23 protein-coding genes and 1 pseudogene are annotated in these 20,786 nt (G+C 54.3%); 6 read left to right on the top strand and 18 right to left on the bottom strand.

Features of this window, described 5'->3' with window-relative positions; all coding sequences use genetic code 11:
* Positions 1-104: 104 nt before the first annotated feature.
* On the bottom strand, positions 105-1,478 hold the full coding sequence (locus BKD70_RS18755) for an IS1182 family transposase (RefSeq protein ID WP_047274471.1): 1,374 nt from the start codon (positions 1,476-1,478) through the stop codon (positions 105-107).
* Positions 1,479-1,563: 85 nt separating this feature from the next.
* Entirely contained in the window at positions 1,564-2,247 is a 684-nt protein-coding gene (locus BKD70_RS18750; RefSeq protein WP_047274473.1) for an SOS response-associated peptidase family protein, read from the bottom strand.
* Between the two features lie 381 nt (positions 2,248-2,628).
* Between BKD70_RS18750 and BKD70_RS18745 the strand changes: the two genes are divergently transcribed.
* Positions 2,629-3,429, top strand: a complete 801-nt coding sequence (locus tag BKD70_RS18745; RefSeq protein WP_047274475.1) for an aminoglycoside phosphotransferase family protein — start codon at positions 2,629-2,631, stop codon at positions 3,427-3,429.
* Between the two features lie 59 nt (positions 3,430-3,488).
* Here BKD70_RS18745 and BKD70_RS18740 read toward each other — a convergent pair whose 3' ends face one another.
* The 3 genes from BKD70_RS18740 to BKD70_RS24430 all read right to left on the bottom strand — a co-directional run bounded on the left by BKD70_RS18740 (position 3,489) and on the right by BKD70_RS24430 (position 5,753).
* Positions 3,489-5,036, bottom strand: a complete 1,548-nt coding sequence (locus BKD70_RS18740; RefSeq protein WP_047274561.1) for an IS66 family transposase — start codon at positions 5,034-5,036, stop codon at positions 3,489-3,491.
* Between the two features lie 61 nt (positions 5,037-5,097).
* Positions 5,098-5,433, bottom strand: coding sequence for an IS66 family insertion sequence element accessory protein TnpB (gene tnpB, locus BKD70_RS18735; protein ID WP_047274477.1), 336 nt, complete (start codon positions 5,431-5,433; stop codon positions 5,098-5,100).
* Positions 5,430-5,753 (bottom strand): transposase, encoded by a 324-nt coding sequence (locus BKD70_RS24430; protein ID WP_099421417.1) that lies wholly within the window; start codon positions 5,751-5,753, stop codon positions 5,430-5,432. Before BKD70_RS24430 ends, tnpB begins: the two co-directional genes overlap by 4 nt.
* 385 nt (positions 5,754-6,138) lie before the next feature.
* Here BKD70_RS24430 and BKD70_RS18730 point away from each other — a divergent pair, with 385 nt between their 5' ends.
* Positions 6,139-6,567 carry a LexA family transcriptional regulator gene (locus BKD70_RS18730; protein ID WP_047274479.1) on the top strand — a complete coding sequence of 143 codons (429 nt, stop codon included), beginning with the start codon at positions 6,139-6,141 and terminating at the stop codon, positions 6,565-6,567.
* Positions 6,557-7,798, top strand: a complete 1,242-nt coding sequence (umuC, locus tag BKD70_RS18725) for a Y-family DNA polymerase (protein ID WP_047274481.1) — start codon at positions 6,557-6,559, stop codon at positions 7,796-7,798. The genes BKD70_RS18730 and umuC overlap by 11 nt, the downstream gene beginning before the upstream one ends.
* Here the strand turns inward: umuC and BKD70_RS18720 are convergent.
* The 8 genes and pseudogenes from BKD70_RS18720 to BKD70_RS18685 all read right to left on the bottom strand — a co-directional run bounded on the left by BKD70_RS18720 (position 7,795) and on the right by BKD70_RS18685 (position 14,250).
* Positions 7,795-8,481 carry a hypothetical protein gene (locus tag BKD70_RS18720; protein ID WP_047274483.1) on the bottom strand — a complete coding sequence of 229 codons (687 nt, stop codon included), beginning with the start codon at positions 8,479-8,481 and terminating at the stop codon, positions 7,795-7,797. The genes umuC and BKD70_RS18720 overlap by 4 nt on opposite strands.
* A 77-nt stretch (positions 8,482-8,558) precedes the next feature.
* Positions 8,559-8,909, bottom strand: coding sequence for a hypothetical protein (locus BKD70_RS18715; RefSeq protein ID WP_047274484.1), 351 nt, complete (start codon positions 8,907-8,909; stop codon positions 8,559-8,561).
* 12 nt (positions 8,910-8,921) lie between these two features.
* On the bottom strand, positions 8,922-9,620 hold the full coding sequence (locus BKD70_RS18710) for a hypothetical protein (RefSeq protein ID WP_047274486.1): 699 nt from the start codon (positions 9,618-9,620) through the stop codon (positions 8,922-8,924).
* A gap of 404 nt (positions 9,621-10,024) precedes the next feature.
* Positions 10,025-10,402 carry a hypothetical protein gene (locus BKD70_RS18705; RefSeq protein WP_047274491.1) on the bottom strand — a complete coding sequence of 126 codons (378 nt, stop codon included), beginning with the start codon at positions 10,400-10,402 and terminating at the stop codon, positions 10,025-10,027.
* Between the two features lie 26 nt (positions 10,403-10,428).
* Entirely contained in the window at positions 10,429-10,791 is a 363-nt protein-coding gene (locus tag BKD70_RS18700; protein ID WP_169859796.1) for a hypothetical protein, read from the bottom strand.
* A 1,059-nt stretch (positions 10,792-11,850) separates the two neighbouring features.
* Positions 11,851-12,279 (bottom strand): annotated as a pseudogene (locus BKD70_RS18695) (DNA cytosine methyltransferase); the annotation flags it as partial.
* A gap of 144 nt (positions 12,280-12,423) precedes the next feature.
* Positions 12,424-13,056, bottom strand: a complete 633-nt coding sequence (locus BKD70_RS18690; protein ID WP_047274496.1) for a hypothetical protein — start codon at positions 13,054-13,056, stop codon at positions 12,424-12,426.
* Between the two features lie 444 nt (positions 13,057-13,500).
* Positions 13,501-14,250: a 3-oxoacyl-ACP reductase family protein gene (locus tag BKD70_RS18685; RefSeq protein WP_047274498.1), complete on the bottom strand. Its 750-nt coding sequence runs from the start codon at positions 14,248-14,250 to the stop codon at positions 13,501-13,503.
* Positions 14,251-15,095: 845 nt separating this feature from the next.
* On the opposite strand from BKD70_RS18685, the gene BKD70_RS25105 reads away from it, so the two are divergent.
* Positions 15,096-15,335: a hypothetical protein gene (locus tag BKD70_RS25105; protein WP_159434379.1), complete on the top strand. Its 240-nt coding sequence runs from the start codon at positions 15,096-15,098 to the stop codon at positions 15,333-15,335.
* A gap of 342 nt (positions 15,336-15,677) precedes the next feature.
* Here BKD70_RS25105 and BKD70_RS18675 read toward each other — a convergent pair whose 3' ends face one another.
* Both BKD70_RS18675 and BKD70_RS18670 read right to left on the bottom strand, forming a co-directional pair.
* Positions 15,678-15,839 carry a DUF2986 domain-containing protein gene (locus tag BKD70_RS18675; RefSeq protein ID WP_070411743.1) on the bottom strand — a complete coding sequence of 54 codons (162 nt, stop codon included), beginning with the start codon at positions 15,837-15,839 and terminating at the stop codon, positions 15,678-15,680.
* A 121-nt stretch (positions 15,840-15,960) separates the two neighbouring features.
* On the bottom strand, positions 15,961-16,347 hold the full coding sequence (locus BKD70_RS18670) for a GFA family protein (RefSeq protein WP_095010006.1): 387 nt from the start codon (positions 16,345-16,347) through the stop codon (positions 15,961-15,963).
* Between the two features lie 116 nt (positions 16,348-16,463).
* On the opposite strand from BKD70_RS18670, the gene BKD70_RS25100 reads away from it, so the two are divergent.
* A complete protein-coding gene (locus tag BKD70_RS25100; RefSeq protein WP_162841627.1) occupies positions 16,464-16,640 on the top strand; it encodes a hypothetical protein in 177 nt (58 codons plus the stop codon).
* 30 nt (positions 16,641-16,670) lie between these two features.
* On the opposite strand, the gene BKD70_RS18665 is transcribed toward BKD70_RS25100, so the two are convergent.
* The gene (locus BKD70_RS18665; RefSeq protein WP_047274502.1) at positions 16,671-17,525 is read right to left on the bottom strand and encodes an SDR family NAD(P)-dependent oxidoreductase; all 855 of its coding nucleotides are present in this window, start codon (positions 17,523-17,525) and stop codon (positions 16,671-16,673) included.
* Between the two features lie 155 nt (positions 17,526-17,680).
* Here BKD70_RS18665 and BKD70_RS18660 point away from each other — a divergent pair, with 155 nt between their 5' ends.
* A complete protein-coding gene (locus tag BKD70_RS18660; protein ID WP_047274504.1) occupies positions 17,681-18,394 on the top strand; it encodes a tRNA (adenine(22)-N(1))-methyltransferase TrmK in 714 nt (237 codons plus the stop codon).
* A gap of 56 nt (positions 18,395-18,450) precedes the next feature.
* Here the strand turns inward: BKD70_RS18660 and proP are convergent, their stop codons facing one another.
* Positions 18,451-19,956 (bottom strand): glycine betaine/L-proline transporter ProP, encoded by a 1,506-nt coding sequence (gene proP / locus BKD70_RS18655; RefSeq protein WP_047274506.1) that lies wholly within the window; start codon positions 19,954-19,956, stop codon positions 18,451-18,453.
* A 283-nt stretch (positions 19,957-20,239) separates the two neighbouring features.
* Positions 20,240-20,620, bottom strand: a complete 381-nt coding sequence (locus BKD70_RS18650) for a RidA family protein (RefSeq protein ID WP_047274509.1) — start codon at positions 20,618-20,620, stop codon at positions 20,240-20,242.
* Between the last annotated feature and the right edge of the window lie 166 nt (positions 20,621-20,786).

Raw genomic sequence — 20,786 nt, 5'->3', positions numbered from 1 at the left:
CCGGAGAACCTAATCACCACATTGAGTGGTTTTTTGGCCCTTCGTTGAGCTTTGCAGCTCGGTTATTGGGTTGGTTTGAGGGTTTTTGCTTTGTGCAGACGCACCTATCCCGTAACCGGTGGCCCTTGAGAGGTAAATTTGGCCAACCGACGCAGGTTCTGCACCGCAGCGGCCAGCGTGAATTCATCGGTCGCGCCACTCATGCCACGTAGTCGCAAGCGATCCATTTTCAGGATGCGCTTGAGGTGGGCAAACAACATTTCGACCTTCTTACGTTCGTGGCGAGAGCGCACGTACTCCGGTGTCGCTGCGATGCGTCGAGCCACATCACGAGCGGCTTCATGGACGCTGCGGACGATCTTACGAATCGAAGTATTCGGGCAGCACTTGGCTTTCATCGGACATGTCGCGCAGTCGGTCTGCCGGGATCGGAAGATGATAGTGTTGGCTTTGGTGACGTGCGAACGCTCGTTTTTGAAGGCTCGCCATTCGCTGCGTAATACGTTGCCGGCTGGGCAGCGGTATTCCTCGGCCTCTTCATTCCAGTGGAAATCGTTACTCGAAAAGCTGTCGTTCTTGCGCTCGGTTTTGTCCCACACCGGCACATGCGGCTCGATGTCTTTTTCCTCCACCATCCAGGCCAACATCGGCGCTGTACCGTAAGCGGTGTCGCCAATGAGGCGTTCCGGCTTGATGTCGAACTGCGCTTCGACCCGGTCGATCATCGTCTTGGTGCTCTCGACTTCTGCGGTTCGATGAGCCGGTGTGGGTTCCACATCCATGATCACGCCGTGCTCGGTATCGATCAGATAATTCGTGGAGTACGCGTAGAACGCTGGGCCGCCTGGAGCTGCGGTCCAGCGGGCCTGAGGATCCGTCAGCGACAGGCGCTTCGGTAGCGTTTCGGCCAAAGCCTCTTCATCGAGGGCTTCAAGGTACTCTCGCACGGCGCGGGTGCTCAGGGCCGGATCGCTCCAGTTGACCTGTTCATCACCCGGTATGCCGCGCTGCCGACTCGCATCCGCTTTGATGATGCTGGCGTCCACGGCAAAGCCTTCGCCTTTAACCAAACCGGCGTCCATGCAGCGACGCAGCACTTCATTGAACAACCAGCGAAACAGATCGCTGTCCCGAAAACGGCCGTGTCTATTTTTGGAAAAGGTCGAGTGATTGGGGACTTCATCTTCAAGGCTTAACCGGCAGAACCAGCGATACGCCAGGTTCAAATGGGCCTCTTCGCACAGCCGACGCTCTGAGCGAATGCCGTAGCAATAGCCCACGATCAGCATGCGGATCATCAACTCTGGGTCAATCGAAGGACGCCCAATTGGGCTGTAAAAATCGGCGAGGTAATGGCGTAAAACGCTCAGATCGAGACACCGATCAATGCTACGCAGAAGGTGATTGGCGGGGATGTGGTCTTCAAGGTTGAACGAGTAAAACAGCCGTTCCTGCCCACTCGATAACTGTCCCATCATGCTGCGTGCTTCCCTGCTGGCCGATGCGCGGATTTTGCCGCAGGCCAGACAGGGGAGCTACTTTTTCAACAGAATCGGCCGAAAGCTACCGTTCAATCAACCCCGGACCTTGGTTTTTGACATTCCCCACAGCCACATTCACGGGGTACCACTCAAATTCATCAGTAGGTTGGCTGCATCCCTCAGCAAGCTTACCCGCCTGTTCCTCACTCACTTCTGATTCCAGCCAGGCCCGAGCGTTCTCCGGCGTAAACACCACCGGCCGCCGATCATGAATGTCGACCATTCCCTGATCACTCGCGGCAGTAATGATCACAAAGCCGTCGCCTTCATGCGGCTCAAGCCCGGCATGAACTTGTGCTAGAGCCGCAAAAAACATCGATGCCTGGCTTTTCAGCCTGATGAAGTAAGGCTGTTTCTTTTTGGGGTTGGCCGGGTCTTTAACCCATTCATACCAGCCGTCAGCCATGACCAGAGCGCGTCCGTTTGGCCACAACTGCTTGAAAAATTTGCCAGTGGTCACTGTTTCGACTCGGGCATTGATCGGGTCAGGGCGTTTGCCTTTGGCCCAGAACGGCGCCCAACCCCAGCGCACGGGGGCTATTCGTAAACCCTGTTCATCCCCGAGGAGGATGTTTACGCGGGTCCCGGGCGCGACGTTGTACCGCGCAATAGGCTGGTTGTCGTAACCGCTCAGGATTGGCCTGTCAGAAGCCAGCATCTCAAGATAATCGGCGATGCCCTGGTATTGAACGAATCGTCCGCACATGGTGTTGACTCCCAGCCAAAGGAACGCTTGCTCAGAGCTTGGCCTCTAAACAGCACTGTTTATTCTGAGGTGGCCGGGTCATGGGAAGTTCAAAGCAGGATCATTTTGCAGTCGTTTCCCGACAGGTTGAGGAGTTACGTACGAGTATTCGTAACAGTACGGTAAACACACCTTGGATCTTGAGCCAAAGGCATATAGCCAAGCAGCTTGAATGGACGAATGTAGTAGTCTAATGGTCTGGTCTCTCCAGCAAGGACGCTCGCCAATGGCGATTTCCTCGCGATTCGAGAACCCTGGAAGGATGTCTTCTTCGACTTCCTCGCACTTGTTGACGGCGGATGAGCACCAGTTTCGTTTGAAAACTCTGGATTTAGTGAAAGTATGTTTGATCAATATCTGAAACGATGGGATCTGACCATCGACGGGGATGCTTTCGTCTCGCTGAACGGCAATCTGCTGCCCGTTCGCCAGCGCGGCATACCAGCCATCCTCAAAATCTCACACGTAGCCGAGGAACAAGCAGGTAGCTTGCTCATGGCTTGGTGGGACGGCGAAGGTGCGGCACCCGTGTTAGCCCATGATGGCGAGGCCTTACTTATGGAACGCGCACTGGGCTCGGCCTCGCTCATGCAGATGGTCAGTTGCGGCAGGGACGACGAGGCCACTCGTATCCTCTGTGGGGTAGCGGCCCACCTTCATACACCACGTGCCAAGCCGATCCCCGCCTTAGTTCCTCTGGCGCAATGGTTCGAGGCGTTATGGAGTGGAGCGGCGAGGCACGGCGGCATTCTTGAACACTGCGCAAAAACCGCACGCGAACTCCTGGCTGCTCCGCGCGATGTCACGGTACTGCATGGCGACATCCACCATGGCAATGTGCTTGATTTCGGCCCGTCCGGCTGGCTCGCTATCGACCCCAAGGGACTGTACGGTGAGCGTGGCTTTGATTATGCGAACATCTTCTGCAATCCCGACGGTGAAAGCGCTCTAGCACCGGGGTGCTTCGCACGTCGAATCGAAGTCGTCGCAAATGCCTCCGGCATTGATCGCCGGAGACTACTGCAATGGGTACTCGCGTGGACAGGATTGTCGGTAACCTGGATGCTCGAAGACGATGATGAACCCGGTAGTACCCTTGGGGTGGCGAAACTTGCGGCATCGGCTCTCGGCATCGGTAACTAGGCCTTTGTGCGGTATAGGTGATTAATAGTTGTAAGCGCCACCCCATCAATTCCGCATAACTATGCGGGTGTCCATTTATGCGGCAGTAGCTGATCAATCTCACTCGCTCGCTGCGTCGGCAGGCGCGTGAGGACGTCCTTCAAGTAAGCATACGGCTCATGACCATTCAGACGCGCAGCCTGGATCAGGCTCATGATCGCGGCCGCCCGTTTGCCACTGCGTAGCGAACCTGCGAAGAGCCAGTTCTTACGCCCCAGTGCCCACGGACGGATTTGGTTCTCGCACCAATTATTATCAATGGGAACAGCCCCGTCATCGAGGTAGCGCGACAGCGCTGCCCAGCGTTTCAGGCTGTAATCCAGGGCTCTGCTGATTGCCGAACCTTCGGGCACGAGATCGCGCTGCGCGTTCATCCAGGTATGCAGCGCATCCATCACCGGTACGGCTTTTTCTTGCCGTATTCGGCGCCGTAAATCCGGCTCCAGGTCGCGGACTTCATTTTCGATCTCGTACAGCAACTGGATGTAACGCAGGGCCTGCTCGGCGAGCTGGCTCTTGTTAGTCGCGTGCAATTCGAAGAACTTGCGCCGGGCATGGGCCATGCAGCCGATCTCGGTCACGCCGAGTTCGAAGCTGGCCTTGTAACCGCCAAAATCGTCACAGACGAGCTTACCTTTCCAGTCTTGCAGGAAATTGCGAGCATGCTCACCGGCGCGGCTGGGGCTGAAGTCGTAAACCACCGCTGCCAAGTCCGAGAACTGGCTAGTGGCATAGGCCCAAACATAGGAACGGTGAGTTTTCTTTGTTCCCGGCATGAGCATCTGCACCGGTGTTTCATCGGCGTAGAGGACTTGTTGCCCAAGCACTACGTCCCGCAGGGCATCGACCAGGGGCTGCGACTGCACACCAGTCACGCCGACCCATTGCGCCAAGGTGGAGCGAGGAATCGCCAAGCCGACACGACCAAAAATCGATTCCTGACGGTATAGCGGCAGGTGGTCAGAAAACTTTGCGATCATGACGTGGGCCAGCAACCCGGCAGTCGGGATGCCTTTGTCGATGACCTGCGCAGGTAGCGGTGCCTGGATCAGCGTTTCGCAGTTATCGCAAACCCACTTGCCACGCACGTGGCGCTCAACGGTAAATACGCCCGGCGTGTAGTCCAGCTTTTCGCTGACATCTTCACCGATGCGCTTGAGAGCGCAGCCGCATGGGCATTGGATGTTGTCCGGTTCGTGATGAATCAACGTGCGTGGGAATTCTGCCGGCAATGCAGTGCGCTTGGGCTTTTGCTTTTTCTCGGTCGCCGCTGGCGCTATTTGCAGGCTTTGAAGCTCGGCCTCAATCGCCGCGATATCGGTATCGATCAGGTCATCAAGCAGGCTGGCCTGCTCAGGATTCATCTGCTCGCTGCGCTTGGCAAACTTCAAACGCTTGAGTTGTGTGATCTCAAGGGTCAGTTTCTCGATCACCGTTTGATCGCGGTTGATCTTCCTGCCCATTGTTTCGACCGTCTTGCCCATGGTCTCGACCTGCGACAGCAATTGCGCAGCGAATGCCCGCAGTTGGTCGGGAGTCATTCGATCGAGATTGGGCGAGGAAGTCATGCCGTGGATTTTACCAACGCAGGCCACTTGCAACAGCCAGCCAAGACACTAATTACAGTTTTTAAAGCAGCGTGATTGCACCGCCAGCTCCAACACGTTGCCAAGGTAGGCCGAGCACTAAGGCCTGAAGTTGTTCGGTATTCAACTGCACGTCGCTGCCTTGTCGAATGTCTAGCCAATGAAATTTACCTTGGTTCAAGCGGCGCGCCGACAGCCAAACGCCAATCCCATCGTGTACCAGCACTTTCATCCGAGTCGCGCGGCGATTAGCAAACAGATATGCGCAGTGCGGCTGCGCCGCACCGAACACGGCGACCACACGCGCCAGCGCGGTTTCAGTTCCGGCGCGCATATCCATGGGCTCGGTGGCGAGCCAGATGGCTTCGATGCGGATCATCGCAAAACGTCTCGAAGGAAAACGGCGCAGGCAGCAGAACTATCGATTGGCCAGTTCACTTTGACGGTGCCGCGTGGGTGCAGAATCTCAACGCTGATATTCGATGAAGATACATGCGCTGTTGTTTGCATAGGCAATGTGATGAATGCAGGTTGAAGCGCCGTGCTTTTCTGCGCTTGCACCCGAATCCATCTGTGGACGAGGTTTGCGTTGAGGCTATGGCTGAGGGCGATGCTGGCAATCGAAGCGCCGGGCTGGGCACACTCTTGAATGACCTGGGCCTTGAAGCATTTGGAATAAGAACGACGTTTTGGCTGCATGACATACCCGCTTAAAAGGCTAGAACTGGTGCCCACTTAAATTTAAGTGCACACCATGTCTTGGCGTTGCGGGGTTGGGTAGATGACTTGGCCGGACGCATACGAGTATTCAGGCGCTGGAGCAGGACGAAAGGGTAGGGCTTCATACTCTACGGGGAGGGCAGACCGTCGATGAGCATCAAGCGATTCATCAGGCCTTCGATAAGCTGGAGGAGGCTGTGAGCCACGTTTCAGACGTGTTGCTGGCTTTAGCTGAGGCCGTGAACAATGCGCCCAAGCAATAGCCTACTCATTCCACTTGTCGAAATATCCTACAGATAAATTGACCGGGAACGTCCTACACAGTTAACTGTATGTACGTACAGTTAACTAAAAGGCGCGCGTCATGAGCTTTACATCCCTGGGTCCCATCTCTGAAGGCGGCATTCCTCTGCCGCTTTGCACGTTCAAGGTTCCGGCTGGCTTTCCTTCTCCGGCTGCAGACCATATCGAGAAAGAGATATCCATGGATCAGTTGCTGAACATTCGCGCGCCGCATGTTTACCTGGTCACTATCGATGGTGACAGCATGCAAGGTGCAGGCATTTTCCCCGGCGATTTGGCAGTGGTTGACCGTGGCGTGGAGCCTGTCCACGGTCACGTGGTAGTGGCATTGCTCAACAACGAGCCTATCTGCAAGCGTCTGTGCCTGCGGGGCAAGAGCGTGATTCTTCAATCTGAGAATCCCCGTTACCCTGACCTTCATGTCATGGAAGGCGATGACCTGTCGATTTGGGGCGTTATCACTTATACCGTGCGCAGCCATGTTCACTAAGGTCAATCCGGTTTTCGCGCTGATCGACTGCAACAGCTTTTACGCCAGTTGCGAGCGCGTATTTCGTCCTGATCTGGCCAAAGTCCCCATTGTGGTATTGAGCAATAACGACGGATGTGTGATCGCCCGCAGTTACGACGCCAAGCCCTACGTAAAGATGGGTGAGCCGTATTTTCAAATCAAGGATCGCTTGGCAAAGCTCGGCATCGTGGCGTTTTCGTCAAACTACGCCTTGTATGGCGACATGAGCGAACGGGTGATGACCCTCATCGAGTCCATGGTTCCGGGTGTGGAGGTGTACAGCATTGACGAATCGTTTGCTGACTTGACCGGGATCGCTGACGCCACGGCAATGGGGCGTCAGTTGCGCAGCCGGATCTTGCAATGCACCGGCATTCCGGTCGGCGTGGGCATCGCGCACACCAAAACCTTGGCCAAGCTGGCCAACCATACTGCCAAACGGCTCCAGGCCCACACCGGCGGCGTGGTCAACTTGTGCGGTGATTTCGAAAGGGACTGGGTGCTGCGCAACACGGCTGTGTCTGAAGTGTGGGGTGTCGGTAGGCGCATGACCGCACACCTTGAAGGCATGGGCATCACCACCGCGATGCACTTGGCCAAGGCTGACCCATGGACCCTGCGCAAAAAATTCAGCGTGGTGATTGAGAAAACCGCGCGAGAGCTTTCAGGAACGCCGTGCCTGGAGCTGGATGAACCGGATCCGCCGAAACAGGAAATCTGCTGCAGCCGAATGTTTGGCAAGCGACTGACTGAACTGGCACCGATCAAGGAAGCTGTGGCCACCTACATGATGCGCGCCTCCGAAAAGCTCAGGGCGCAGAAGTCCTATTGCAAAAAAGTCCGTGTCAGCATCCGCACGGGCATGTTCAATCCTGATGAGGCCAAATACGCAAAAGGTGTTGTGGTGACTTTGCCATATCCGACTGGCGATGTGCAGTTGCTGACCAAGGCAGCAGTAGAGGCTCTGGACCATGTTTTTCGGGAGGGATTCAAATACAGCAAGGCAGAAGTTTTGCTGCTGGACCTGCGACAGCCCGGAGAGTTTTCAGATGATTTGTTTGCCGTAAATCAACCTGCAGAAGCCACACGGGTCATGGCCGTGCTGGATGAAATCAACGGACGCTGGGGGAGGGGGACGTTGAGGGCGGCGAGTGTTCCGAGCAATCCGGATTGGGGACCTGGGCGATTTCCTAGAAGTCATCGCACCTAATTAAGCGTAGGTGCCAGCACTCGCGCTACGAGTGTTCCTTGAGCATCTTCCCCCAGAATTTCGACATAAGAGGGACGTACTAAGTCACCAGCTACCAAAGGCACAGGGCGTATGAAAGAAACTGTGATCCTTTCAGAATTTTTCCCTATACCCGTTTCAGCAACTGCATAGCACGCATTGTCGTTACAGCGACGTACGCGAAATGCTAGGTCGAGGTTGAATATCCCGTCGAGCAGGCCTGATTGCAGAATTGGTGCTTTCATAGATCGCCCAGCAAATTGATTAGCGGCGTACAGCCGGTAATAGGCTTCTCCAAAAGATCCCATGGGCCGCTTATGTACCTTGCTTGCAACCCGTTGTTCGTATTGCGCGACTCTCTTCCGCTCAACATTTTGGTCTGCCGTTCGCTCCTGCTGATCGACATACTCCTGCTTGGTGTATTCGTCGTCACGCTGCTTGAGATATCCCGGCCCCATGTGTTCCAAGTATTCAATCTTCGTGACTGCATCTCCCATGTCACCTGACACTTCTTCAGCGCTCCAGGGGTGACGATCGGTAAACGCGTTGATACGAGCGCTGTCTATCAAAAACTGCCGTTCACTGTCCAGCACTTTAGTTGGTGGACTTGCTTGGCAAGCACCCAAAGCCACCAGTACCAGACCTATCAGAATTATCTTACTCATCGTTTCACTCGGCTTTCCATGTCTCGCGTTCTTTTCCTTGAGCTTAAGCTGCGTTGGTGCAGGTTGCTATTTAGCGGCTAAAAATCAGCCACCTGCCCGAATGTCACTTGGCCATTGCACTTTGTCGCGATCAGCTCGACTACGAATTCATTTTGCTTAGAAACGAGCGATGAACGCACAGCATTGATCATTTTCGGAAAATGCGGGGGTTCGCCAGACGTCCTGAAATGGTCCGAAGCTGCATCCATCCCGTGAGCGAAATGTTTTTTTGCATCGTCATACAGGGCAAAGCGTTCTGACGCCGCAACGCACATTGCCTCCCTCATCATGCGCTCCTGCGGGCTCGTGTCATGAACCTCGTCCCCGCCACAGGCCGATAGCAAAATAGTCGTAATAATAGGGACTGACAGCCGTCCATAGATCGTCATAGTTTTCCTAGATCAATTCATCATTAGCCGAGGGGGAAGCACTACCAGTGCGTCCATCGCATGGATGAGACATGCTCCGTGGATAAAATGGATAAGCCCAGCGTCTTGTCCAGCTCTGATGACTACACCTGCAAACAAGTGAGGGTCGCCTGATATGAAAACGGGAGATCCACTCAAACCATCAATATCATCCACATGACCAAAATCAGTACGCATCGTAATTACCGCGTCAGTAAGCCCCCCTACCAGCGGTCCACTGAACGCTGCCAAGTCAGCCATAAATCGTTTTTTATCGTAGTGAAATTCTCTTCGACATTGCGGGTATCCCACAGCCAGAAACACTGAACCCTCTTTGAAATCTTCGGCCGGAACCACGAAGGAATTCAAATCAAACGCTCTCATCAGGGCTGTTGGGTAGCTGCCCATTATCTGGCTATCGACCCGCAGAACCTTCAGATCACTGCGCTCTTCGGGACCAACAACGGCTTCATAATCGAACGATAGCGCCCAATCATACCCAGGGATAAATATGCGAAAATTCTCAATCGTAATCCCCATATTTTCCCAAGTGTGACGGGCACAAATTACGAAAACCTGCCCTCTATACTGGCAGATGAAGGCTGTGCCACTGCCGATGAACTGGTAATAGTCGTCGTCGCAAGCAATTGTTATCGGCCTTATGATAGCCTTCATCGCTGAATCAAAGGTCATCGAACTTTTTCCCTAGTAAAAAGCCCAAATGGCTATGCACGCGACAAAACCGATCAAGAAAACCGAAATCCCCCAGACATGAATGTTTGCTGCTAGACGCTCATCGTGTGCTTTTTGCTTGTTCACGTTCTATTCCTAAACTTCAGCAATCAAGTGCAAATCCCGAGCAAATGCCTCATGTCACGCTCGAATTTGGTGTAATCGTAAGTCCACTCCAGAGTGTCTAGAACATCCTTAGCAAGCGATCGGTAAGGAGGCGACATTTCAAAACTACCGGGTCTCTGATCGTTCAGTTTTTGAAATATTTCAACCCAGGAGCTGCAACCAGTAATTACCTTGCCCTTCTCGTTCCGCAATGGCATTAAGCGTGTTTCTTCATAATGCATCGACTGATTGCGCCCATGTCAAATCAAATCCCTAACGCACGTGGACGAAACGCTCGCTCCTGTGGGAGCATTTTCTCTTTTACCGTATGCGATAGAGAGGGCTTGTTTTGAAATTTGGAGTAACGCGCCTGCTGCAATGTTGACCAAAATCCCATAGGTTTCAATCGCACGGATATTGCCGTTGAGCTTAAGCTTGACCCTGTCCAAACCTACGCTGCATATATCTCTAAGCACATCACGTTGTACAACACCATCGAATAGATCAACCGTGTCTTGATTATCTTGCCGTGCTTCTTCCATGGATTGCGTAGCCATCAGATGACGGAGTATCGAGCTGTGCAGATCCAGCAGCATCATTTGGGCTTGGTTGAAGTACTTGTTGGCTTGATCGTTCATATGTTTTTCTTAACTAATTGCATGTTTCAACCCTTGATAATTTCAGTTAGCCGATCCTTCGCCGCCTTTGCGATACGGTCCCGGAACAGGAACAGCAAAACTGACAGGCCTACGCTTACACCGAGCGCCTCAGCACCCAAGCGGGTGAACACAACGATGTTGATCAAAAGCAACACAATAATCCCGAAAAATTCAGCATTCGCCTTTGTGCCAATGAGAACTTGTTTCTCAGTTAGCATCCACTTGGGCGACAAGCAAAACGGACAAACCGAATACTCTGGGTCACGTCCACCAACAGGGACGCCCCAGAAGTAAAAAGGGGGGCTAGTGATAACTTTAGGGATCATCATCTTTTTGCAGCACTGGCACTCAACTTTGTCGTTTTGCATCTCGTTCACCCTTTTATTCATCTCATCCACATAATCTCACTACCACGCAGAATCCCAAACGAAAAGCTCCAGCCAGGGGGACACAGGGCCTTCGAATCGCTTCACGTGGATGGGATTCAGTGGTTGCACCAGATGCATCGGCCGGGCTTGAGTGCGTAACGAGCGTTTTTTTCCTACTTGACTACGCGGGCTGCGATTTCGAATTGGCATCATTGGTGACGGTTCCCTTAACTTGCGGCCTGAGCCACGACGGTCAATTTTTTGCAGTCTTGGCCAGCTCTCCAGCAAGCGTAGGCAGGCGAACTGCGCTCGGCCCTGGTACTATCGAAACGCCGTCAAAGCCGTTCCAGAAAGCCAATGCAAGACCGCTTGCGCGGTGAGGCTGGCCAGCGTCGGTGAACAGACCTTGATGGCCGCTGCGGTAGGCATCGACCATTGCTGCGTACTGATCGCGTAGCGGCTTACTGCGGAATCTGTTCACCGTATTTTCCTAACTATCCGCGCTCGTTGCGCATGTCTTCCTCCATCGCCTGAATTTCCCGATCCAGCGCGGCGGCTTAAGCTTTCAACTCTGCTACAACGCCACAGCAGCACACGCGAAATCTCTGCATATGGAGTGGAAGAGTTTCTCGTGCCTGGATAAACCTCCCCAGTAATCTTTAATCGATTCAGCATCCGACTCGCCGCTATCCCAATACACCATGCGCTGTTCGGTGTAATCCATGTCCAGCCCGCACACGATTCTGCGCGCCTCGACAATAAAGATAGCGTCAGCTGTGCAATGATCGTGGACACGCTCACCCTTGCAGTCGTAGCGCAGGCGCTGCACGAAATCGGACCAAGTAGCGGCAGTGAGGGCATGCCCGGGCGGTAGTGAAATCGTGGAAAAAACCCCAGAGGAAGTAGTGCAGGGCCGGTGGCTCAATGTCTCAAACCAACTGAGGCATTACCAAATGAAGCGATTTTTTGCAGGCCTGATGTACCACGTCCTGATCGAGCTATTGAGTCAATTGCTGATTCGTATTACCGAGTGGGCGGAGGCGGTACCTTAAGCTTGATTTATGCTGCTTCCGCCTGACGCTCGATTGCTCGCCATGGATCATTCGCCCGGGACTGTGCAGCCATCGGCGGCGGGCTGACGCTGTTTCCGCACATATGCACCTGTTGGGTTTTGGTGAATGGCTTGCCGTCGGCGCCGTGGCTGATGATGTAGTCGGCCGGGAAACCTTGGGCCTTGTACAGCTCGGCCGGTTGCAGCATCCGCAGGCAGATATCGACGATCACATACGGCGTGCCTTTAATGGTCACGGTGACCGGTGCCAAGCGGTCACGGGTGGTAATAGTTGGTGCGGGCGCTGCAATATCGCTTGCATCACTGGTGCCGTAATAGCTGAACAGGAATGCCACTACACGCAGTGCACCGGCTTCAACTTCCGGGGACAGTTGAAGGTCAATCAAAGAGCTTTTGCCGCTACCGCCCTTCGTGACAGAGAGCACTTGCTCTTTCCCGGCCCGAAGCGGGTCACGTAGCTGAGCCAATTGCTCAAGCCCATTATTCAGTTCACCGCCTCAAGGTTGATCCAGCTCATGCCGCAACAATGGATGCTGCAGCATGAGAGCGAAGAGTTATTGTTACTCGACCTTATTATCTGGCAGTGAGGTAGCGTGAATTTCGTCAAACATAGCGGTTGCCACTGAAGCAGCATAAACAATGTATTTCACATTACTCTCTTTGCTATTGACTTCGTAAATATCACAAAGAAGACTTCTATTGTTCTTGGGTAACGCTACAGGTGACCAGGATGAAGGGCTCTTGAAGTTATACTCGGGGCCTTTGTACGTTAAAGACCTTATGCCGACTACTATGCGCTTATATTGTTGTCTATCCGGTCTTTTGGAGTTTTTATAGTCACCTATAAATGATCCTAAAGAACCAGAGACAACATCTATGCACGCCTTGTCTAGCTCAGTTTCATAATCAGCAGCCGCATATTTTCCAACGCTGCCATGATTGGAGTAGAATTTTTGGCGCGGCGACAATTTCTCTTCGGGATACTCTGGAGTATATTTATCACCCTCGAAATAATATTTGATGTACCCTCGCGAAATATCGACTCTGTTATATTTGTTTCTCTTTTCTATCACGTCTTCGAACGTATACCAGCGCTGCTCAATTAGTCTGTGCTCGACTTCTAATCCGCCCGCCAACACCTTTAAAGGAAGCGCGGAGCCGAACAAGAGAGATGCAATAATAATATTTTTCATGAGCTTCCCTGATACATGGATTTTAAATTTTTAATTTATTTTTATGGTGACTCGATAGGATTGTAAATTTATCTAATGGGAAAATAAACGTCATCAATTGAATTGCCTAGCTTTTTATAAGCATCCTATGACCACTTTTGGCCGCATGGCGAGGGTCGGAGTCAGGCCGTTGCTAACCGGCCAGAATGCAGTCAGTAGGATATGCCCACGACATCAAGGGCGATCCAGTGCCTTAAATAGCAGTTGGAAGGGGAGCGAAGTAAAGATGTGTTCGCCATCCGCTTACGGAAGGCTGAGGAGTTGATCGCATTAAATTGGGAGCTGGAGCCGTTGGGGGTGGAATTTTGGAGCAAATGGGTAACTGCCTGTGATAAATGGCTGAAATTGAGAAGGGCAACCCTTTGGCAATAAGTGGGTCGCCCGTCTAGTATCAGTGGCAAGCTTTTAGGCGGAGAAGCCACCATCAATGGTCAAGCTGGCGCCAGTAATGAAGCCTGCTTCGGTACCAGCCAGATAGGCAACAAAGCTGGAAACTTCCTCTGCTCGCCCGTAGCGCCCCAGAGCCATAAGACCTTTCAGGTACTCGGCGCCCTCACCATCCGCAGGGTTCATCTCGGTATCCACCGGCCCCGGTTGTACGTTGTTGACAGTAATGCCGCGCGGCCCTAAATCGCGGGCCATACCTTTGGCTAATCCGACCAGTGCCGATTTACTCATGGCGTACACTGCGCCGCCAGCAACCGGAATGCGCTGCGCGTTCGTGCTGCCTATATTGATGATTCGCCCACCGTCGGTCATATGCCTGCTAGCTTCCTGGCTGGCCACGAACACACTGCGCACATTGATCGCCAAGGTGTGATCAAGCTGCTCCAGGGTGAGTTCTTCGGTGCTTCCCCAAGCCAGCACGCCCGCATTGTTTACCAAAATATCCAGACCGCCAAAGTGTGCGACAGCAGTGCGTATCGCCTGCTGTACGGCTGCGGCATCCGCACTGTCAGCCATAATGGCAAAGGCCTCACCGCTGTCGGCAATCACTTCATTGACCAGAGCGTCGGCCCGTTTGGCAGACGATACGTAAGTGAAAGCCACTTTCGCGCCTTCACGGGCCAGGCGTTTGACAATGGACGCCCCTATACCGCGAGAGCCACCTTGTACGAAAGCCACTTTGCCTTGCAGAGTTTTGGTAGAAGTCATGGTGGATCTCCATTACACGAAATTTAGTCAGACTGAGAACGGCGTTAGCAACCTGTTAGAACGGAGCCTTGCTCACAGAGAGGGTATATCCGGGCGAGTGCGCCTGCCGTCTGATTGCAGGGGAAGTGGAAGTGAAGAAATAACAGCGGGTGGTTAAGTCTGAATTACGCCTAATTGCTTTGAATCGTCTAAGCATAAGCTGGAGATTCTACGGTGTCAGGGTCCTTCCACAGCGTGACAATGCACGTGTTGCCATGACGGGTGCCGCTTTATTTCAAGCTCAAGGAGCGAAAGTCCGCGCACTGGATCTACTGCCTGTCTGGGCTGGCGGACGGATCGACGCAGACGAACAGGAAGTAGGCGAGGTTTCACTGAAGAACCATCTGACAGAACCGGCTGGCATACAGCAAAAAAGGTAGGTGCTAAGTTCAGCGCTTTCCTTTGAGAGCATGAACGTGCGGCCTATCTATATAAAAACGTTGAGTGCATGTGTCGTCGTAGCGGGCTTTGGCCTGTTGGTTGCATTGTTTAGCTATTACCGTTTTGGCAGCAACCCCCGGTTGGCTTTCGGGGTTCTGGAGAATTGCGAAGCAGCGGTCCTGAGTCTGGTGCGCGCACCTTTAGACATGAGGTTGCTCAGCGCGAGGATCTTCCCGGAGGGCTTCGATACGTTGCCCAAGACGGACACGGATGCATTTGAGGTCAAGTCTCGCTACAAAACCTTGGTTCAGCGGGGCATGGCGACCTTTGTTTACCCTGCAGTCAAGCTTGCGTTCAGGGCGGGTAATCACGTGGGGGCTCCACCGATCGAAGACGTGACTTGCCAATACGCAGGTGTCAGGTATATGGATGGAACGCCCCTGAACATGCGTCTGATGTACGTTGATCTGGGCCCCATTTCCATCAAAAACCCGTTTGTGTACGCAGACGGTTTTGACGGATGGCTCAGACAAGGCCTGGAGGAGTGGGTTGAGTTGGACGACATGACCCCGACCGCCCATTGGAAGCACTTTCTGGATCAACGTATCAAAGTGCTGGAATGGGACGATAGCGCTGGCAAAGAGGTCGCAGCCTTGCGGCCTTAAACCTCGTTAAGGCGGCCAAGATGGCTGGGTGGGTTACCACGTTCTGAATGCAACCTCTGCATGAGCCTGATGAAGTGCTCTTACCGGGCGCGCCGCAATTATCCAGACCTGGTTTATAGATCATTCAGATCAACGCGCATGGCGTGCAGGTTGTAAGGATCATCGCGACTGGCAGTGCCCGAAGCCTGAATTGGCTGGCTTTAGAGCCCACTTGTCATCAAGACGCTGCCAGCCATGCTGTGTTTCACTGCCCACAACCTTGTACCTAAAACCCCGACTTGCAGCGGCAAAGAGCGGAAGTCGTTTGGCGAGCTTTGTTTTTTTCTCTTGAGTGGACCTTGTTCACTCTGGAGCAGCGGCGGTCAAGTCACTGCTGGATTCAGCGGCCATTTTCAAGCGATCCGCTTTGCAGATGTATTTAGGCTTATTTTTGGGAGCCAGTTTGGCGCTGGCTTTTTTGGCGTTAGCTTTCAAGATTTGGTTGATTTTTTTACGACGATTCATAGGTTTTGCTCAGTGTGTCAGTGTTGAATAAGTCAGTCTTGAAGGCTCAGGTACTTCCCTCTACAGGATGGATGTACCCACTGCCCAAGCAGAGGTGAGCCTTGCTGCCCTGGTTTGGCCGTTACGCGTGAGGGATCTCGAACCAGGTTGCTGTGTCGCTGGTGTAAATATGCTTTTGTTTGCTGGGCTTGAAAGGTGTGTCCAGCGTCCCTAATGCCACGCTAATCCACCCGGCGCGATCCCCTTGGGAGCACGACCAGAACAACGTCGATCCGCACTGCATGCAAAACTCCCGGCTTACCGATTCTGATGACCGGTAGGCCTTGAGGTCTTCGGCGCCGCTGAGCAAGGTGAAGGCGCTGCGCGGCACGCTGCCATAGGACGCAAACGCTGCGCCATGGCCCTTGCGGCATTGGCTGCAATAGCAGTGACTGACTGCTTTAGGTTCGCTCAGCAGCTCGTAGCGGACGCCGCCGCACAGGCAGCTACCCAGATAGACCTTGTTCACGTGCATAGGGCCTCAAAAAACGCCAGCTTAACGACCTGCGTCGCGAGAGTCGACTGGCCCTTACGGCTGCGCAGGTTTTATCATGTGCCGCCATTTTCATCACAGGACCTGAACCCATGGATAAAGCTTTTCGCAACCCGCTCTTTCTGGTGGGGTTCGCCTTGGTCATCTGCGGCGGCACCTTTGCCCTTAACGGCCTACTGACCGAGCGTACATTTCTCTACATGGCACCCGGCCTGTTGATCCCGGGTGTCACGTTCATGCTGACGGGCTGGAAGCGGCGTAATCAGTGAGTGTGCTTGATTGTGGAGTGTCAGACGTCTTTATGATGCGCCCGCTTCTTTGATCTGCCCCCACAGCGCTGCCACCTGTTCTGCATTGGCGGCTTTGACCCGCGCCAAATCCACAGGGTAATCAACGCCAGGGTTCTCAGCGAATCGGGTGGCGGTGAACTGGCCATTACTGGCCCGCAGGATGTAACCCGTGTCCTGACACGCTGGCGACGCGAGGTAAACCACGCCGGGCGCCACCCACTCGGGTTTCAGGTTTTCCGGTGTTTGGGTCACACCCCACATTCTGGTTTTGGCCACGGGCGATACCGCGTTGACCAAAATGCCGTCCGGTGCGCCTTCCATGCTCAGGGCATTCATGATGCCCAATTGCGCCATTTTGCCTGCGGCGTACGCCACCAGACCGGTCTGCGCATAGCGCTGATACATGGCCCGGTCCGAAGTTGTCAGCACTATCCGTGCAGCCGATGAGTGTTTGAGGTGTGGCCAGGCGTATTTACAGAGCCAGACCGGCGTATAGAGGTTGATGTCCAGTGCGCGGGCAATGAATGCCGCATCGGCCTGTTCAATGGGTTGGTAACCCACCCAACCGGCGTTGTGAATCACGATATCCAGTTGCCCAAACGCGTCGACAGCGGCGTCAATCAAGCCTCGGCAACCTTGCTCGCTGGAGAGGTCACTGGAATCACCGATCACGTGATATGCCTCGGCTTGAAGGGCTTGAGCTGCCTCTCGTGCGATGCTGGCGTCAGCTCCGTCACCCACATTGTCGGCGCCGATATCACTGATCACGACATTTGCGCCCAATTTCGCCAGTTCCCGGGCATAGACCCAGCCCAAGCCACGGCCGGCGCCTGTGACAATTGCGGTTTTCCCTGTGAAGTCCATAAACACATCCTCTTGATGACGCCTGCACCTTAACAATGCGGATGGGGCGGATCCACCCCGGCCCCGATGCTTTACCCGGCGCGACGGTGTATGCATGATGGCGCCCTTTGATAAATGCCGCGCAGGTCTGGCACTGGTTTTGGAAGGAACAACTGTTGAACCCCCACACATTGTCCATGCGCCTGGAGCGCGTCGCCGCACATGTTCCGGTAAACGCCCGGTTGGCTGATATCGGGTCGGACCATGCCTATTTGCCGGTGGCGCTGATGCGTCGGGGCGTAATCACAGGCGCAGTAGCCGGTGAGGTGGCGCTGACGCCTTTCACTGCGGCCCGGCGTACGGTTCAAGCAAATGATCTGGCCGACGCCATTACGGTGCGCAGGGCTGATGGCCTGATGGCGATTGAACCCGAAGACGCGATCACTGCCATTACCCTGTGCGGGATGGGAGGGGAGACTACCCGGGACATCCTTGAGCAGGGTAAGTCGCGCTTGAGCGGTGAGGAGCGCCTGATCCTGCAACCCAATGGCGGTGAACACCCCCTGCGCCAATGGTTGATGGAAAATGGCTACCGCATCCTCTGTGAAGAAGTGCTACGGGAAAACCGTTTTGATTACGAAATTATCGTCGCTGCCCGTTCCGGCACGGTGAAGTACAGCGCGCAGGAGCTGTACTTTGGTCCGCTGCACATGCAAGCACGCAGCCCGGCTTTTCTTGCAAAATGGCAGCGTCAGCTGTCTCAAAAGCACAAGACTCTGCTCAGCTTGAGCCGGGCCCGTTTGACTGTCCCGGAAGAAAAAGTACAGGACACCGCACGCCAGGTGCGCTGGATCACTGACCTGCTGGCACAGGCGCAGAGCGCAGGCTAAAAAAAAACCGCCGGTTGATCACTACACCCGGCGGGATTTTTACGTCAGTGCCCGTTTCAGTCGTTGATACGGGGATGTTGCTGCACCAGGTTTTTGCGTTTGGCTTCCAGCTCGGCAATTTCGGCGTCGATGTCTTCGATTTTATGTTCGATGTTGTCGTGGTGCTCCTGAAGCAGCTCCTTGGCTTCTTCAATATCCGAAGCCGCCGGTGCGGCCCCGCGCAACGGCTTGTTGGCGGTTTCTTTCATGGTGACCCCGGTAACCAGTCCCACGATCGCGATCACCATCAGGTAGTAGGCAGGCATGTACAAGTTATTGGTGCTTTCCACCAGCCAGGCCACCGCCGTCGGCGTCAGGCCCGCGATCAGTACCGAGACGTTGAACGCACTGGCCAGCGCGCTGTAGCGGATGTGCGTGGGGAACATCGCTGGCAGGGTCGAGGCCATGACACCGATAAAGAAGTTCAACAGCACGGCCAGCATCAATAACCCGGCGAAGATCAGCCCCAGCTTGCCGCTGTTGATCAGGTAAAACGCCGGGACGGCGAGGAAAAACAGACCGACACTGCCGCAGATGATGAAAGGACGGCGGCCGATCTTGTCACTGACAAAACCGATCAGGGGCTGAACGAACAGCATCCCGACCATGATTGCAATGATGATCAGCACCCCATGGTTTTCACTGTAATGCAGGTTGTGCGACAGGTAACTGGGCATGTACGTGAGCAGCATGTAGTAGGTCACGTTGGTGACTGCTACCACGCCGATGCAGGTCATCAGACTGCGCCAGTGCTTGGTGGCCACTTCCTTGAAAGAAACCCGGGGGCCCCGTGCGAGACCTTCGCGATCCCCTTGTTCAAGTTTTTCCACGTGCTGCTGGAAGGCGGGTGTCTCTTCCAGAGCGTGCCGCAGATACAGCCCGATCATCCCCAGCGGCAAGGCCAGGAAAAACGGCACGCGCCATCCCCATTCCAGAAACTGCTCTTCGCCCAGAAGTGTGGAGATCAGCACCACCACACCGGCCCCCAGCACGAAACCGGCTATGGAGCCGAAGTCCAGCCAACTGCCGAGAAACCCGCGCTTGCGGTCAGGCGCATACTCGGCCACGAAAATCGACGCGCCGGTGTACTCACCACCCACCGAAAAGCCTTGGGCCATCTTGGCCAGCAACAGCAGGATCGGCGCCCAGATACCAATCGTGGCATACGAGGGGATCAAGCCAATGGCGAACGTGCTGAGTGACATGATGACGATGGTCGCGGCCAGGACTTTCTGTCGTCCGTATTTGTCACCTAGCGCACCGAAGAACAGCCCGCCCAGGGGGCGGATCAGGAAGGGAACCGAGAACGTGGCCAGCGCTGCGATCATTTGCACGCTGGGCGAGACATCGGGAAAGAACACCTTCCCGAGCACATAGGCAACAAAGCCGTACACGCCGAAGTCAAACCACTCCATCGCGTTGCCCAGTGCCGCAGCGGTAATCGCTTTACGCATCTTGGCGTCATCGACAATGGTGATGTCCTGCAATCCGATTGGATTGACCTTTTTCTTACGAGATCTCATGCAAGCCCCTTTATTAGCTGATCTATCCTTTTAAAACCGCTAAACCCCAGTCGTATGAAGGGTAGACGCGTTTTGCCAGCGCCGAATGCTATCGTTCTGATGGCACGCGCTCTTGGGGATGAGATACATGCAGATACGAAAAAATTCACCGAGTGGCGGATTTTCTTTTGCAATCAGCGTTATGCGCAGGGGGCTGCTAAAGGAAATGAAGGTGAATGGTCTTTCAGGCGTACAGAAGCGGCCTGCATCAGCGGCCGCTTCCATCGCCGACATGGACTCAGTATTAGCCTTTGGCTGCCATGGCGGTGACTTCAACACGCATGCCTTCGACGGCCAACGACGCGACCCCTACAGCAGCACGCACCGGCCATGGCTGGCTGAAGAAACGTTTGTACACCTCATTGAATGCCGCACGTTCTGCCATATCGGTCAGGTAGATGGTCAAGTGCATGACACGGTCCATAGAGCTGCCCGCACGTTCCAGGGCCACTTTCAGCGCTTGCAATGTGCATTCGCTTTGCTCAGTGATGCCGCCCAGTTCGAGGCTGCCATCGGCACGTGTAGGGATTTGCGTCGAAACCATTACGCCACCAAAGCTGGCGACGTCAGACGAAATGGATTCAGGATCAGGATCAGGGGTAAAAGTCAGTTCGTTATGGGCCATGAACACCTCTGCTTGAACGGGTAAGGGTGGCGGCATTGATCGCAGCCACGGCGAAGGCGTGCAGTGTACAGACCTGCGCGTTCCCTAAAAACCTGATCGGGCACACCTGTTAATCCTTAACTATGCTCGCCAGAGCTTGTTTAAACACACCACAGGTTATTTGCGG

This window comes from Pseudomonas sp. BS-2016 (genome assembly GCF_001806145.1).
Classification (GTDB): Bacteria; Pseudomonadota; Gammaproteobacteria; order Pseudomonadales; family Pseudomonadaceae; genus Aquipseudomonas; species Aquipseudomonas lundensis.
The sequence above is the reverse complement of the archived record's forward strand: the minus strand, read 5'-3'. Positions and strand labels throughout refer to the sequence as shown.